Below are 15,863 nucleotides of genomic sequence, written 5' to 3'. Positions count from 1 at the left end.
ATGTTAGAGTAAAATACATTCTTTTTCTGGTATCCATGCCTGAACGTACATCCCTTCTGTTAAAGGAGCAGTTTGAGGCACGTTAAGTTCATCTACATGTAAAATACAATCATTTGCCTGCAGCTCATATCGACGCACATTTCCTTTGATGGTAACACTCCGAACAGATCCTTTAACCCAAAATCCTGATGTTTTCATCGCGGAAGGAATACTGTTGTCAAACAACCCAATAACCTCGGGCCGAATAGCATAGGAACCCGCTTTTATCGATTTGCCCGTTATTTGATAAAAATCATCATGAGTCAACACGTTATAGCTGCCGATAAACCGGGCAACAAATTCATTTTTGGGACAAGCGTAAATATTCTCCGGTTTTCCACTCTGCACAATCTCGCCTCGATCCATCACAAAGATACGATCGGAAATGGTCATCGCTTCTTCCTGGTCATGCGTTACAAAGATCATCGTCATATTCAAATTCTTTTGTAATGCCCGCAGCTCCATTTGCAAGTTTTTGCGTATTTTTGCGTCGAGTGCACTTAGCGGTTCATCCAGTAATAAGATATCCGGTTCTGTCACGATTGCTCTTGCCAGAGCTACACGTTGTTGTTGTCCTCCGGATAGTTCATGAGGATAAGCATTGGCTTTTTCCGATAAATGAATCAGATCCATTACCTGACGTACTTTTCTGTCGATTTCCTTCCTATCCATCTTTTGCATCTTCAATCCAAATGCAATATTATCAAAAGCCGTCATGTTCGGAAATAATGCGTACGATTGAAACACCATCCCGACATTTCGCTTCTGAGGGGATAAGTTGGAGATGTCCTTCCCATTCACTTTTATCGCACCGCTGTCTACGGTCTCTAATCCGGCAATGCATCGAAGCAACGTACTCTTTCCGCATCCACTTGGGCCAAGCAGCGTGATAAATTCACCCTTCTCAATCTCAAGGGAGACATGCTGAAGCACGCTGGTGTCAGCATATTTTTTTTGCACTCTTTCAATCTGTACATGACTCATGACACCTTCTCCTTTCTCTCACCGTTTTGAAATCTCGTTCCCAGCTTCAACATCATCAATGAACTAATCAGAACGATTACAAAATACGTAATGACTACGGCACTGGACAGATGCCCATTTTCTTTCAGACGTTTCATTAAATAGATTTGGATGGTTTCGAAGTGCCCGCCAACAAGAATATTCGCCAAAACAAATTCTCCGAATAGAATAGAAAGAGATAATAGAGACGAAACGAGGATCCCTGGGATAATGTTTGGCAGAATTACATTGACGAATGCTTTCCCCTTGCTCGCCCCTAATATCACTGCCGCTTCTACCAGCCTTTTCACATCAATTGTTCTCATGCTATTTCGTATGCCCTGATACATGTATGGCAGAATCAACACATAGTAAGCTCCGATGATGATCCAGACTGTTCCGGTCAAGACAATTGGCTTCGTTGAGTACATTTTGATCAAACCGACCGACATTACAACACCTGGAATGGCATAAGGAAGCATCACAAGTGCCTGGATAAATCGCTCCCACTTCGGAAAATACACCGTGACAGCAAAGATAGCCATCACCATGGTAATCATGCTTACCACCAGGGCAAGAACACAGATCAACACGGTTCTCCCCAACGCCTTGATAAATTGCTGATCAGAAAAAAGCTGCTGATACCATGAAAGTGTATAATCGGATGGCAAGATCGTGTTTGCCCACGTATTCGAAATCGAATACAAAAATGTGGCGGCTAATGGCAGGAAAAGATACAAGCCTACAACTACTATGACAAAGTAGTGGATCGATCCTTTTTTCATCGCAAATCTCTCCTTACCCGGCGCATCATTCGCTCGTTAAACCACATGGCTCCAACCATCATCAACCCCAGGATGACAGCTAACGCGCTACCCAATTGTGGTTGGCTGACAACATCACCACTGACTAAAGCACCGATCCGTATCGGTACGATATTGTAACTACCCCCTACTAACGCATAGGCGGTTGCATACGCCCCCATGGCATTGGCAAAGAGAATGCTAAACGTCCCGATCACACTTGGAAAAATAACTGGCAGTCCAATGTACCTCCAAAATTGCAACGGAGAAGCTCCTAAAAGAGAGGCGGATTCACGCCAGGATTTTTGGATTCCGGAATACGTCGGATAAAGCAGCAAAATGGCTAACGGGATCTGGAAGTAAACGTACACAGCTACAAGTCCACTCCAGCTATATAAATCAAACGAGCTGAGTATATTCCAACCGAACTCCTTGGCTAACAGGGTAAAAACCCCGCTGGTTCCAAGCAAAATAATATAGGCAAAGGCAAGCGGAATTCCGGAAAAATTCGAAGTCATATTGGAGAACGTGATCATGATCGTTTGAATCTTTTTCGGCATTTGTGTAATGGAATAAGATGTTACCAGGGCAATCACTATCCCAATGAGGCTGGAATACAAGGAAATCAGCAAACTGTTAGTAATCCCTTTAAAATAATAAGGATTGGTGAAAGCTGTTATATAATGCTCCAAGCTGAATTTTTTTGCTTGATCAGATTGGAAGCTGTCGATGATCATTCCAATCAGAGGCACGATTTCAAATGCAATGACCAACACGGCAAAGGGAAGCAGGGCAAGCACGGAAAACCATGTTATCTTCTGTTTCATTTGGACAACTCCTGGCTTTAATTGTGGAAGACCATTCCCTTATAGCAATGGTCTTCCTCTAAGTTAGTTATCACTTAATCGATCATTTCTGAAAAATCATATGAGATCATTGCCTCAGAAGGCGAGATTCCAAGCAATTGGCAAATCAATGGTGCCATTGCCAGCTGCGGGATTATCTGCTCATAATAGCCTGGCTTCACTCGTTCACCGATGATGAATAAAGGTACATCTCTCTCATCGTTTCCGGTACCTCCGTGTGCACCATCTGTATTCATTCCGTGATCTGCCGTGATAATGATATAGTATCCTTCCTTGGACCATACAGGAATCAGCTCGGCTAACAGGCTATCCATGTTTATAGCTGATTTTCGGTACTGTTTCGAATCTGATCCATAAATATGCCCTGCATTATCAACCCCCATGGTATGGATATAGAGAAAATGAGGGTCATATTTTCTGCGTAACACTTCTGCGTCCAACAGGAGATGAGAATCAGGGTAGAAATCATCATAGTAAAACGTTCCGTGTTGAATGGTATTAGACTCATCTGACTGTTGTCGATCGGCAATTTTGTCAAAGGGCGCACGGTTGTATAGCTCACTTACCCAATAAAAAGCGGTTGCCGCATTCCGCAGTCCATGTTCTTTTGTTAAATGAAACAGGCTTTTTTGATTAGATAGACGACAGGTATCATTGCTTGTGATCCCATTGACTGATGAAGGCGTACCTGTCAACAGCACTTCATATAGAGGTCTGGACATGCTTGGCAGTTCGGACTTTACTTTGTAAGATGCAGCTTTATTCAATTCAACAAGATGGTTTACATACCCCATTTGAGAAGAAGCAACTTGGTACTGTAATCCGTCAATGACGACCATTATTACTTTTTTCATAGATTCCTCCTATTTTACATGGACCAATACTTGCTCTTGCCACAGTTGCGGCAGTTGCTTTGCTGTATTTCCCCAAACGTTGTAATCCTTGATCGGTTTTGCATTTTGATATTGTTCGGCAGGAAGCATTTTTTTGGCCACATCTTCCGGCATCTTTACATTCGTACGAATTGGTCGAGCATAACCTTTTGCAAGATTGATTTGACCTTCGTCACTCAAGATATATTCACGGGCAAGCATCGCTGCATGAGGATGCGGAGCATATTTATTGATAATGGTGGTATAACCGCTGACAACACTTCCCTCTTTTAGAATGGATACTTCAAAACGATTTGGATCAATTTTGTCCCGGTATCCTAGAGAACTAAAATCCCACAGAAGCGCAACAGGAACTTCGCCTTTTTCCAGATTGGTTGGTTTAACATCCATGGAAGCTAACCTACCTTGCTTGGCCAACTCCGCAAAAAAATCCAAACCTGGCTGGATGTTCCCTTCATTTCCACCATGTGCCATCGCTGCTGCCAAAACAGTCATTTGTGCCTGATTGGATTTCGATACATCGTCCACAACTACTTTATAGTCGCCTTTTAATAGATCATCCCAAGACTTAGGTGGATTTTTGACAAGTTTCTTGTCCGTTAGTACGGCAATCGTCCCCTGATAAGCAACTAGCCAATTTCCCTGATCGTCTTTTGCCCAGTCCGGAATGTCATTCCAATAGCTTGTTTTGTATGGAATAGTTAATCCTTTTTCGACTGCTATTGGTCCAAATGACATACCCACATCACCAATGTCAGCGGTTGGATTATCCTTTTCAGCTTCAAATTTCGCGAGTTCTTCTGCACTGGACATATCTGTATCCGTGTGACTTAACCCGTATTTCTTGTTTAGATCTTCCCACGTACCCTTCCAGTTGGCCCATCCATCCGGCATTCCGACACTCACAACTTGCCCTTCTTTTTTCGCCATATCGGTAATCTCTTCAAGTGAAAGTTCTTTTTGTGTGTTTTCCGCCGGTGCATTTGCTTCCTTGTTCGGGGTAGCAGTATTTTGTTCACCGCCACATCCGGTAATTCCCAAAGTCAACAATCCCATTGCCAACACTGTTTTCAGAGCCATATGCTTTCTCATGTGATTCTCCTCCAATTTGTGTTTATGTGCGTTTGTTTGTTGTTTTGTACAATAAAAATATACAATCGCAATATTAACCACACGTGAATTTACCTTGTTATTTGATTAATTTCATGTAAAGAGATTGTTTCTACGGAAACACACATCAATGAATTGGAGGAAAATCAAAAAAGAACAGTTATCACAGAGGAGACCCTGCGACACCTGTTCGCTACGTTCAAGGATTATTTAACATCGAAAAAAATTTCTGAAATCAAGAGACGTTACGTAAACATTTTCTTCAGGTACTTGGCCCAAGTATTTTTTGTGTTTTTTGTACCTATCTCTTCTAATACATTTACGATATACGGAATCGTATGTGCAAAGTATGATTCCCCTTCGTCAAACATAACTAGCTCGACACCTTGCTCTTGATAGTGTTTCAATCTTTCAATAAAATTTTCTGTTGGCATTTTGATAGTCAGAGCCTCACCATTCGCTAAGCACAAACCATAATGTTGAGCAAAAACATACGCAATCTTCGAATCGGTAAACACATAATACGTAGGATACTTGTCCAAATGGAGACCAAAATAAGGTCGGAGGTCCATACCTGTTTCATCTATTTTCTTAGGCCAAGGAGATACGACGAAATAATGACCTTGCTTGATAAACGAATATAGAAAATCCTTTATCGCCTGCTCTTGTTTCATTTGATCTTCAGACGCTTCATTAATCGCCTCGATCAATGGTTGCAGTTTCATTTATATTCTCCCTTTTCTATCTTTTTTCTTGTAATTACTTCCACTTTTACCACATTCATCTGAAAAGCGCAAAAAAATATTTTTGCAGCTTCTCTTTGGTCACAAAAAAACCATGAAGGAGCCTCCCCGGCAGTTCCTTCATGGTTTTGTGTAATTTGAAGCTGACTTGGTTTCATTAGAAACGTTACGCCCTTGAAGATTCACGAAAACCACAGCTATTATGCGTTCCGTCGCAGAAAGGTTGAGTTGAACTCTTCGTGCACCGGCACAGGGCGACAGTATCAGTTACTTTAAACGCTTTACCTTGACCGTCTAACAATTCGATTTCCCCTTTTAACACAAAAGGACCATTATCAAACTTTGTAACAGTGACTCTATCCATTTGCTTTCACCCCCCTTCCATTTCGGTATCACAAACGTTTACACTCATCCAACTTTCTCCTGCCCAAAACGCTTTTTCATCGCTTTATCAAGAGTACTCTCTCCTGTTAATGAAATGAAAAGGCTGACAACAAGGAGAATAAAATCAAATTCATATCCTGTCGCGTTCGTCGCAATAAAACCAACCGACAACTTCACCTTGAAAAGCGCCACTAGTAGGATGCAAGAAAAAATAGCGGAGATATAACGTGTACCGACCCCAAGCATCAGCAACAGCCCACCAAGTAACTCCACCCCAGTAAGCACAGGAGCTGTTACGCCGGGTAACGGAAAACCCTGTTGTGCCAACCAGTCGGCCAGGTTTCCCATTCCCCATGAGTATTTGAATACTCCATGTGCAGCAAAAATGAATCCTACTGATATCCGCAAAATTGCATTAGCGAAATCCGTCACTCTTCCTTTCACATTCATCTTCTCCCGTCACTTTATTTTGTTGCTTAATCAACAATTGATTCAGCAACAAAATCTTACCATGCTAATTGTTGCTTAGTCAACATTTTTGTTTTATAGTGAATTCAAGGCATTTTTTCAAGGAGATGGACCGTAAATGGACAAATTAAACCCACAACAATTGGAGTCTTGGCGCACGTTTTTAAAAACCCATGCCAAGATCATTACCTTGATTGAACAGGACTTGGCTTCGGAAAAAAGAGTTCCCCTTTCAACGTACGATGTATTAATTGCTTTATATGAAGCTCCTGGAAAGCGGCTTAGGATTAACGAAATTGGTAAATCAGTTGTTTTAAGCAGGAGTGGTCTAACCCGCCTGGTTGACCGCCTTGAACGAGAAAACCTCATTATCCGAGAAAGGAGTGAAACGGACCGACGGGGTGCCTTTGCTGTCCTGACAAGAGATGGACAAAGAGAACTCCTAAAGGCTTGGCCCGTTTATGCCAAAGGGATTCAGGAACATTTCGTTTCGAAAGTATCCAATGAGGAACTTGAGTTATTACGCACTATCCTGCAAAAAATGCAATTCGACGATGAAGAACAAGAAAAAACACCACTCATTTGAATGGTGTTCTTTGCTTGCTATTTTCGAAGCCATTCGTTGGCAAGCAACGTTGCTCCTTTTACCGCCTCTGTGTTGGCCAAGTCGTTAAGCATCATAAAGTCATGGATGGTGCCGAGAACTCGTACTGCAGTTACAGGAACGCCAGCTTGCCGAAGTTTGGCAGCATAGGCTTCTCCTTCATCACGCAGTACATCCGCTTCATCTGTGATGACCAAAGCTTGGGGAAGACCTCTCAATTGCTCAGTTGTCGCACGCAACGGGGAAGCATAAATTTCCGCTCTTTGTTTTGGATCGGTTGTGTACTGATCCCAGAACCACTGCATGACATCACGACGAAGGTAATACCCCGTGGCAAACTGCTTATATGATTCTGTATCAAACGATGCATCGGTTACGGGATAAAAAAGCAGTTGCTTATGAATCGGCGGACCGCCACGATCTTTGGCCATCAGAGTGACAGCAGCGGTCATATTGCCACCTACACTGTCACCTGCCACCGTCAGTTTATCCGGATTCATACCGTACTTTTTGCCGTTTTCTGCAATCCACTTTAATGCAGTGTAGACCTGCTCGATTGCGACGGGGTATTTGGCTTCCGGTGAGAGACTGTATTTTGGGAAAACGACAACGGATTGTGACCCCACAGCCAGATCACGAATCAAACGGTCATGCGTCTGTTCATTCCCTAACACCCAACCTCCTCCATGGATATATAAAATGACAGGGAGATTGCCTTTCACATTTTTGGGCCGTACGATTTTCAGAGATACCTCACCTGTTGGCCCCCCTTTGATCGTAAGGTCTTTTTCATCTACGGGCAGCTTTTTAACGGGACCCGATTGAAGTTTGTTTAAGGCTTCCCGTGCTTTTTCGGGACCAAGTTCGTTCAAATAGGGAGGGTTGGCGGTAGCGTCAACGATCTTTTGAGCTTCCGGCTCTAATACTACCTTTGGTGATAGACTTGCAGGTACACCCTGTTCTGCAGCAACAGCACCTACTGATGTGGGGGCGACATCAAAAGAATCAGAGTGTCTGAACTCCGTTGAATTCCCACAACCTGTTGCTAACATCATGAGTGTTACGCTTGAAATTACGGTTAATTTTTTAATTAGCATCTTTTTCATGAAGGTACCCCTTTGATTCAAGCATTTTTTTATGTTTTGATCTTTTTCGAACCAAATTATTCAAGCAATAAAAAAACAGCCATCACAGAGAAAACCCTGCGACAACTGTTTGGATGTTTCATCTAATCTGCACTAACAGCAACTTCCTGTAAAACATGAATAGTTAGCGGACTAATACGATTGATTACTACCTCACTGCACGTTGGACATGTTTTATAAACAAACCGTTTGCGTGCTTCATGATAGAGAGAATCTGGTGAATAAAAGTTCTCCCACATCTTATCTAACTCTTCTTTTCGATATTGCTCCAGTGGCTTTACTTGTTCATCCTTCATCCGCATTTCCTTTTTAGCATCTAGCAAATGCTGGTAATCAGTACAACAAGCAAGCTTCTCCGCTATTTCCGCCACAGCATAAGAAAAACTATCTGTACTTTCGCCAAAAGCTCCGTCAATGAGTCCAATTTTCTTAGCAGAACTTGTGCCTAAAGAAATACACTTTTCCGTAATTTCAAATGAATTTTGAGCCCCAACTCTCCTAGGTAGCAGATACGTCCAGTACTCAGACCCGTACAGATTACCCATTCCTTTGTAGTGCGGATTTAAGATCACACCTTCACGAGCGTATACATAATCGGCTGCAAGTGCCAGAATGACTCCACCCGCACCAGCATTACCCTGCATAGCTGAGATAACCAGATGAGAATTTGTTGTGATAATTTCATGAACCAAATCATCAATTGCATTGATATTCTTCCATGATTCATCTGCAGGACTCTCAGCAGCTTCAATCACGTTAAGATGGATACCGTTTGACCAAAAATCTGATCCACCCATTAATACAATCACTTTTGTATCTCTTTTTAAACAAGCACGATATGCTAATCGAAGCCTGTCACACTGTTCCGTACTCATAGCTCCATTGTAGAAATCAAAGTGTAAATAGCCTACTTTGTTTTTCTCTTCATACCAGATTTCTCTGTATGTTCGACCCTCGTACTCATCGTCGAAAGCTAATGGAGATTCAGCTATATTGCTTAACTTATCCGCTAATGCAAGAAATGCTGGCACTTTAAATGTGATGCTATTATCGGTGCTTTTTCTTTTCAGATGAGTAATCCAAATCGCTCCATCACCCGTTGCCCTGCAAATCGCATCATCACGCCAGGCAATTATTTCGCCGGGGTTCCCTTTTAACACATCTTCTTCATGTGCTCCAAATAAATAATATTCTTCTCCGTAAATCTTATCCAACACACCGGGTTGACTATCTCCACTGCGAATTTTCTTTGCAATTTGCTCTGTACCCATAGACCAATCAATTGCTCGATCAGCTTGCTTCATTGTGGGCAGCAAAGTTCCTTTTACATCCTCTTTACTGTAATCAAGTGGTTCCGGTTTAAAATCACCTTTTTCAAATCTCTCGACCGCCAAAAGCAATCCCTTCATAGCTGCTTCTGTAACTTCATGTCTGTACAAATTACTCTTGCTTGCATTTCTCATTTTGAAATTAACGGAAGCCCAAATGTCCCCAGCATCCATCTCTTCATTGGCTTGAAGTAAAGTTACCCCCCATTCACTTGCACCATGCAATATCGCCCAATCTAAAGATGATGGCCCTCGGTCACCCTTGATCCCAGGGTGGACAATGATACAAGTGTGATTACGCCAAATCACGTCAGGTATTGCTTTTTTTAACATCGGGGCAACAATTAAATCAGGTTTGTGTTTTTCAACTGCCTGAATCATTTCACTATCCCCAATGGCCAGATATACATCAACCTGATGTCCAATATTGGTAAGTTCATCATAAGCTCGTCGACTCATACTGTTATGAGCTGTAGTTAGAAATAGGATTTTCATTACACTCACTCCTCTAGGCATGTTTATAACTTCAATTCTTTCGTCTTTTCAATCAAATCTTGTAGTTCGAACGTAATCTCGTTAAGTGTAGAAATGAGAGTAGAAAGATTCTCCACAGATGATAGTTGCTGTTCAGATGAGGTTGCTATATTTTGAGCGTTAGTTGATGCTTGTTCTGCAAAAGATGCCATTTCTTGAATAGATGCTAATGCTTCTTGTGCTCCACCTGAAACCCCTTCCGTTGAGTATGATATCCTCTTAATTTGATCAGCTACTTCATCAATAGACGTATGTATTCTTTCAAATATTTCTCCTGTTTCCTGCACAAGCTCTAATCCGGCTTTTACTTCACTGATCACTTGATCCATGGATTTCATGGATGTGTTCGTCTCCGATTGGATTGTCTGAATAATACCAGCAATCTTGCTTGCAGAGATAGCAGATTCCTCAGCTAATTTTCTTACTTCATCCGCAACTACAGCAAATCCCTTTCCGTGCTCTCCCGCTCTTGCTGCCTCGATAGCTGCATTTAATGCCAGTAAATTCGTTTGCGAAGCAATATTTGTTATTAATCCGACAATTTCCTGGATCTCTCTTGAACGATTATCCAACAATTTAACTGTCTCAGACGTAGTGTTAACTGTGTCATTGATCGAACTCATCTGCTTGACTGTTTTTTGTATCATCGCATCACCATGTTCAGCCTCATGTGTAGTCGTTAATGACGCTTTTGATACAATCGTTGACGTTTCTGTAATTTGTTGAATATTTAATGCTACTTCTTCGATTATCTGTGCACTATCAATAGTTTGCTTTTTTTGGATACTAGCACCGCTCGAAACCTCTTGAATGTGGGAAAATATCTCCTTGATAGCCATTTGATTCGATTCATAATTACTCTTTAATTGAGAAGAAGCATTCATTAGTTTTTCAGTGGTGGAAGACAATTTTCTTATGATTCCACTTACTATTTGTTGACTCTGTTCCTTTTCATCCAAGACATCAAGCAATTTCTGCTTTTGGATTGTTTGCCAAATAATTGCACCAGAAGTCCCTAATAAAAACAAAGCATGGATAAGGACCATTGAAAAAGAGTACTGCATGTTCCCAAAAACATATTGACTAAAGAGAAAGTAACCAGCAATATGGTGAATCGCAAATATCACAGTCATGATCAATGTTAATTTGATACTCTCGTAGTAACCTATTATTGCTACTACCATAAAAATGGAAAAATGATACTCTACCATCCCATCGCCACCAGCAATCATGGAGATACTGCTAAATGTAATGGTAAGTGTATTGAAAAGTGGAATGAGCGGATGATCTTTATTGATCCGGTAAAGCACAATGGTAACGATAAATAATATCATAGGAAATACAAGGAAACCGTTTGTTACTAAACCTGATCTTTCAACATTTGAAACTTCCATATGCTGAAATAAATTTACTGAATGATGAAGAAAATGAACAAGACCTGAACACAGTAAAACGATTGAAGACAAAATCAGTATAAGGCGATTCTTAACACTCATTAACACTTTCATCTCTCCCAATATTTATTTATTTCAAACACAACTTGGTTTGATTGAAAAAGATTTTTTGACTTCTTTCGCCAATCTGACATCTTCTTGTTGGAAAAATAGATAAGAGTGAATGTTGAAAATAAAAAAGATGACTATCTAAGAATAGCCATCCTCTTATCAGCTATTCGGCAACCCGGCTATCGTGGCTCATAGAGCTTTAGACCCGTGGCTTTGCGTCCTCACCTTTCAATGAGTTTGCCTTTGTCACTAGTAAAATTTATAGATAACAATAGGAAAGATTAACCATTTATCATCTGAAATATAATAACATTTTACAACAATAAACGACAGTAAAAAAAATCACTTTATTATTAAATTTACTTTTTTGCCACAAGTTGTATTAATTGCAAATTTCACCGTTGGCCTTTATTGAATTAGAAGATAGTCATGTTCAAGATATATTATGTAGGAGGCGAAGATTGATAAAGCTAACAAGGGGGAGCGAAAATGAAAGAAGCATAAGTCTGCCATTCAGGCAAATTTATGCTTCCAATCGAAAGAAAGATATTTCAACCACCAATATAATACATTTCTATCTTTTTTTCTTTGTTTGTATAATGTAACCGTTCTTCAGAATACCGGTCAGTCCGTCCATTCCAAATTTCTTTTACAGAGGATACAATTTCTTCGAGTGAAGCTCCTTCTCTCATTAATTTGCGGAGATCAAATCCTTGGTTGGCAAACAAACAGGTATAAATCTGTCCATCAGCAGACAAACGAGCCCGTGTACAGGTTGAACAAAATGCATTCGAGACGGAAGAGATATATCCAATTTCAGCTTGGGTCCCCACATGCCGATAGCGCTTCGCCACTTCTCCAAAATACCGGGATGTGACTGCTTTTAGAGGATACTGGGCTTGAATCCGATCATGAATCTCCTGAACAGTGACCACTTGATCCATATTCCAACCATTTGAATTTCCAACATCCATAAATTCAATAAACCTTAACGTAATTTTGTGCTTTTTAAAAAAATGAACCATTGGTATAATTTGGAGATCGTTCACATCCTTTTGAACGACCATATTCACCTTTACCTCAAGCCCCGCTTCTTGCGCCGCAAATATTCCGTTTAAGATCGTACCGACTTTGATGTTTCTCCCGTTCATTTTTTGAAAAACGGAATCTTCCATTGCGTCTAAACTTACATTCACCCGCTTTAATCCAGCCTCTTTTAACGCTTGAGCATACAAGGGGAGATAATAGCCGTTTGTCGTTAAAGCAATATCGTCAATTCCGAAAATACCAGATAATTTTCTGATTAAATCTGCAAGGTTTTTCCGAAGTAAAGGTTCTCCACCTGTGAGTCTTAATTTGTTCACTCCAAGATGCGCAAACGCCTGAACAATTGTTTCGATCTCATCAAAAGATAATAGTTCCGTTTTGTTCAGGAATGTTCGATGGGCATACACTTCTTCCGGCATACAGTATGAACAGCGAAAATTACATTGGTCAATGACGGAAATACGTAAATCCTGAAGAGGCCTCTCAAGAGAATCGAGCAGGCTATTCATCTTTGTTCTCGGCTTTCCACAGTCGTTGTGATATTTTTGACTGGCTGTTCTTTCATTTCTTCCACCACATCTGATGTCAACTCACGAGTCGATTTTTTAAACTCTTTTAACGTTTGACCAACCGCTCGTCCGATTTCAGGCAATTTTTTTGGGCCAAATAAAACCAATGCAAGAATCAGAATTAAAATGAGCCCAGGAATACCAATACTGGTCATGAAATTCACCCCTCGTATAAAACTTTCTTAAAAAAATCCTTTGCGCTTTGTGCACATCACACATATTTCGTCGTGTTCCCTCAAAGTGGCAAACGAATGATTGCAGACCCCGCACTGCTTCTGATAAACGGGATATTGAACAGAGACAGCAGGCGCAATACCATCTTCTACCGAAATAGCATGCTCAGGACAGATATCCACACACAACTGACAAGATGAACAGGCTTGTGCCGAAATACTGAAACCTGTTTCCGACAGCTGAAGACATTGTCGCTCACAAAGCCTTTGGCAGGCAGCACATAACGTACAAGTCTCAAGGTTAAGCGAGATTCTGCAGAATTGATAATCAGGATAATACTTGGTCAAGTCCAAATCTTGCTGATTAAAGCGCCATTTTGCGGGTGCGAACTGCCTTACAAGTGATTGGCTTTCATTTTTCCAGAAAGAGAAAAGCTCTCTTCTCGTATACTTTACTTCTTCTTCTTCAACAGCCTTCACAGCAGTAGTGAACGGTTGCTCGCCAAGTTGAAGCAGCATAGAATTCGCTTCTTCAATTTGCTGTCTCAGCTCGTCTAGCAATGCCGGATCCTCACTGACGATCGTCCTGATCCCTTTTTTATAAGAAACCAGCAATTCCTTGACAGTAGGGAATTGCTCGCTTGTGATCACCAGTTGATTGCCAACCACTGTTCTTTTCGGGAAGATCCCCGCCACCGCCTGAACAGGACAAGCGGAAATACAGCTTCCACAATCCACACAATTCTCCCTGTCTATGTAAGGCTTGCCATCGACGAGAGAAATTCCTTCGTTCTGGCATGCTTCCAGGCATTTGTTGCACGATGAACGGGGACTCCGATGGCGCGTACAAGAGGGGAGTATTTCCAACCCATAATCAAGGCTTTCTACCCAGTTACTAAATAAACCCATCTTAGCCACCTCTTCAAAAAGATTTTGGTTGAGAATCGACTAGGCACCCAATGTATAAAATACGTAGCGTCCAATAAACTCAGCCACAAATACGATGGCTAAAGCCAAATAGGCTACTTGAGTTGTATTTTTTACAGATTTCCCTGCAGCCAAGAAGCCCATGAAACCGACACCAACAATGGCAAGCAGATAGCGGATCAGAACGGCTGGTTGCAAGTATTCGAGAAGCGTTACGGCAGGTGTTGCTTGGATAGCCTCTGGTGCTGGGATGGAGAAGCCGTAAATTACCCCAAGCACCAATTCCAGAACCAATCCGATTAAGGCAGCATAAAAGCTGTATCGAGTGACTTCCTGAGATGCTTCAGAACGATTGCTTGTCTTCAAGCTACCGGTCATAAAGCTTGCAACCAGTACGGAACCCAAAATCAATGTTGTACCATAGAAGGCTCCATAGGTATTCAGGCTATTCCAGCCGTTAACAAATGTATGCGTATAAAGCGAACTCATCACAAAAACGTCAGCCAATCCAATCAGCGCTGTCGCCAGTGCCAAACCGCCCGGCACCTGTTTGTTTTTCAAGCTCAGATAAAGTGTGATCAGCGTTCCGAAGATAAACATCCCGGTAAACAGAATCTCCCGGCTTAACCACGAGGTTCCCAGATTCGAGATTGTATAGAAAGCATGGGTCGGAGTTCCAAGATGGATCGTAGATGCTGCCATTCCCACCAAAGAGAGAATGGCTACCGTCATCAACGGTTTTTTCATGGTTGCAAACAGTACATCCTGGCTGACTGTTTTGGCAAGCTTGAATTGAAACAGCCAGAGCATGCACATTCCGCCAATTGCCGCCTGCATCATCAGTGTAAAGAATAATAGTGCCCATTCATGCATGGTCGTTCTCCTCCTCTAATTGGCGTCCCGATGCGCCGTAATGACAATGTTGGGTTGGGTATGAGAAGCACTTGGCATACCTTTGATTTCATTACGGGTACCGTATTTTTTGCGAAGCTCTTCAATCTCTCCTACTTCGATAGCTCGCATCGGACAAGCCCCGGCACAAGCAGGTTCTTCACCAACGGCTTGCAGATCAATGCACATGTCACACTTCGTCATCTTACCCATTTTTTCATTATATTGAGGCGCTCCGTACGGACAGGACCAGACGCAGTAGCGGCAGCCCACACATTTGTCATGATCCACCACCACGACACCGTCTTCGGCCCGTTTATGCATGGCTCCTGTTGGGCAATTCTCCACGCACTTCGGATTCGTACAGTGGTTACAGGAAATGGACAGGAAGTAAGCCTGGATATTTGCCACGATGCCAGCGCCATCCTTGCCATAATCCCCTTCTTCAAACTCATAGACGCGACGGAAGTTTGTACCCACTTCCAGATCGTTTTTATCCTTGCAAGCCACAACGCAAGCTTTGCATCCGGTACAACGGGCTTGGTCTATGTGAAACCCTAATTGTGTCATGCTTGTTCACTCCTTCTCATTCAACCAGTTTCGTTTTACGCTTTGACAATCTCGACCAAATTCGTGTGCTGCGGGTTCGCCTTGGCAAGCGGAGTTGGCTGGTGAGAGGTTAGCACGTTTAAGGACCCGCGTATATCAATGCCATTGCTGTCTGGTGTATACCAAGCACCTTGTGGAATAGCAGCAACGCCAGGAATGATCCGTTTGGTCAGCTTGACAGGAATCATGAGAGTCCCGCGATCATTGAAGACTTTGGCCTTGT

General features: G+C 42.0%; 19 protein-coding genes and 1 riboswitch. Of the genes, 1 reads left to right on the top strand and 18 read right to left on the bottom strand.

The features are described 5' to 3' along the window. Positions 1–3: 3 nt before the first annotated feature. The 9 genes from ACPW7N_RS21525 to ACPW7N_RS21485 all read right to left on the bottom strand — a co-directional run bounded on the left by ACPW7N_RS21525 (position 4) and on the right by ACPW7N_RS21485 (position 6,284). Positions 4–1,023 (bottom strand): ABC transporter ATP-binding protein, encoded by a 1,020-nt coding sequence (locus ACPW7N_RS21525; RefSeq protein WP_425653359.1) that lies wholly within the window; start codon positions 1,021–1,023, stop codon positions 4–6. Next, positions 1,020–1,826: an ABC transporter permease gene (locus ACPW7N_RS21520; RefSeq protein WP_425653357.1), complete on the bottom strand. Its 807-nt coding sequence runs from the start codon at positions 1,824–1,826 to the stop codon at positions 1,020–1,022. The genes ACPW7N_RS21525 and ACPW7N_RS21520 overlap by 4 nt, the downstream gene beginning before the upstream one ends. Then, positions 1,823–2,671, bottom strand: a complete 849-nt coding sequence (locus tag ACPW7N_RS21515; protein ID WP_425653355.1) for an ABC transporter permease — start codon at positions 2,669–2,671, stop codon at positions 1,823–1,825. The genes ACPW7N_RS21520 and ACPW7N_RS21515 overlap by 4 nt, the downstream gene beginning before the upstream one ends. Positions 2,672–2,745: 74 nt before the next feature. Continuing rightward, positions 2,746–3,564 (bottom strand): alkaline phosphatase family protein, encoded by an 819-nt coding sequence (locus ACPW7N_RS21510; protein WP_425653354.1) that lies wholly within the window; start codon positions 3,562–3,564, stop codon positions 2,746–2,748. A 9-nt stretch (positions 3,565–3,573) separates the two neighbouring features. Next, complete coding sequence (locus ACPW7N_RS21505; RefSeq protein ID WP_425653353.1) at positions 3,574–4,695, bottom strand: ABC transporter substrate-binding protein; 1,122 nt, start codon at positions 4,693–4,695, stop codon at positions 3,574–3,576. Between the two features lie 263 nt (positions 4,696–4,958). Next, positions 4,959–5,438, bottom strand: coding sequence for a hypothetical protein (locus tag ACPW7N_RS21500; protein WP_425653351.1), 480 nt, complete (start codon positions 5,436–5,438; stop codon positions 4,959–4,961). Continuing rightward, positions 5,435–5,614: a hypothetical protein gene (locus tag ACPW7N_RS21495; protein ID WP_425653350.1), complete on the bottom strand. Its 180-nt coding sequence runs from the start codon at positions 5,612–5,614 to the stop codon at positions 5,435–5,437. Before ACPW7N_RS21495 ends, ACPW7N_RS21500 begins: the two co-directional genes overlap by 4 nt. Positions 5,615–5,622: 8 nt before the next feature. Continuing rightward, positions 5,623–5,820, bottom strand: coding sequence for a CDGSH iron-sulfur domain-containing protein (locus ACPW7N_RS21490; RefSeq protein WP_425653349.1), 198 nt, complete (start codon positions 5,818–5,820; stop codon positions 5,623–5,625). A 44-nt stretch (positions 5,821–5,864) separates the two neighbouring features. Beyond that, a complete protein-coding gene (locus tag ACPW7N_RS21485) occupies positions 5,865–6,284 on the bottom strand; it encodes a DoxX family protein (protein WP_425653347.1) in 420 nt (139 codons plus the stop codon). A gap of 142 nt (positions 6,285–6,426) precedes the next feature. On the opposite strand from ACPW7N_RS21485, the gene ACPW7N_RS21480 reads away from it, so the two are divergent. Next, entirely contained in the window at positions 6,427–6,894 is a 468-nt protein-coding gene (locus ACPW7N_RS21480; protein ID WP_425653345.1) for a MarR family winged helix-turn-helix transcriptional regulator, read from the top strand. Positions 6,895–6,911: 17 nt separating this feature from the next. Here the strand turns inward: ACPW7N_RS21480 and ACPW7N_RS21475 are convergent, their stop codons facing one another. The 9 genes from ACPW7N_RS21475 to ACPW7N_RS21435 form a co-directional block, all read right to left on the bottom strand. After that, positions 6,912–8,018, bottom strand: coding sequence for an alpha/beta hydrolase (locus ACPW7N_RS21475; RefSeq protein ID WP_425653344.1), 1,107 nt, complete (start codon positions 8,016–8,018; stop codon positions 6,912–6,914). A 122-nt stretch (positions 8,019–8,140) separates the two neighbouring features. Continuing rightward, positions 8,141–9,880 (bottom strand): hydrogenase maturation protein, encoded by a 1,740-nt coding sequence (locus tag ACPW7N_RS21470; protein WP_425653343.1) that lies wholly within the window; start codon positions 9,878–9,880, stop codon positions 8,141–8,143. Between the two features lie 23 nt (positions 9,881–9,903). Then, on the bottom strand, positions 9,904–11,415 hold the full coding sequence (locus ACPW7N_RS21465; RefSeq protein WP_425653392.1) for a methyl-accepting chemotaxis protein: 1,512 nt from the start codon (positions 11,413–11,415) through the stop codon (positions 9,904–9,906). Between the two features lie 175 nt (positions 11,416–11,590). After that, positions 11,591–11,676: riboswitch (cyclic di-GMP riboswitch) on the bottom strand. A gap of 299 nt (positions 11,677–11,975) precedes the next feature. Then, complete coding sequence (gene moaA, locus ACPW7N_RS21460; RefSeq protein ID WP_425653342.1) at positions 11,976–12,980, bottom strand: GTP 3',8-cyclase MoaA; 1,005 nt, start codon at positions 12,978–12,980, stop codon at positions 11,976–11,978. Continuing rightward, a complete protein-coding gene (gene tatA, locus ACPW7N_RS21455; protein WP_425653341.1) occupies positions 12,977–13,195 on the bottom strand; it encodes a twin-arginine translocase TatA/TatE family subunit in 219 nt (72 codons plus the stop codon). The genes moaA and tatA overlap by 4 nt, the downstream gene beginning before the upstream one ends. Before the next feature lie 27 nt (positions 13,196–13,222). After that, positions 13,223–14,122 carry a 4Fe-4S dicluster domain-containing protein gene (locus tag ACPW7N_RS21450; protein WP_425653340.1) on the bottom strand — a complete coding sequence of 300 codons (900 nt, stop codon included), beginning with the start codon at positions 14,120–14,122 and terminating at the stop codon, positions 13,223–13,225. A gap of 39 nt (positions 14,123–14,161) precedes the next feature. Further along, positions 14,162–15,013 carry a dimethyl sulfoxide reductase anchor subunit family protein gene (locus ACPW7N_RS21445; RefSeq protein ID WP_425653338.1) on the bottom strand — a complete coding sequence of 284 codons (852 nt, stop codon included), beginning with the start codon at positions 15,011–15,013 and terminating at the stop codon, positions 14,162–14,164. A gap of 15 nt (positions 15,014–15,028) precedes the next feature. Next, entirely contained in the window at positions 15,029–15,601 is a 573-nt protein-coding gene (locus ACPW7N_RS21440) for a DMSO/selenate family reductase complex B subunit (protein ID WP_425653337.1), read from the bottom strand. Positions 15,602–15,636: 35 nt separating this feature from the next. Next, on the bottom strand, positions 15,637–15,863 hold a 227-nt coding region (locus tag ACPW7N_RS21435; protein WP_425653336.1), incomplete at its 5' end, for a molybdopterin dinucleotide binding domain-containing protein.

It is taken from the genome of Brevibacillus nigriterrae, from assembly GCF_049846925.1.
GTDB lineage: Bacteria > Bacillota > Bacilli > Brevibacillales > Brevibacillaceae > Brevibacillus_H.
This window is presented reverse-complemented; position numbering and strand designations above follow the sequence as displayed.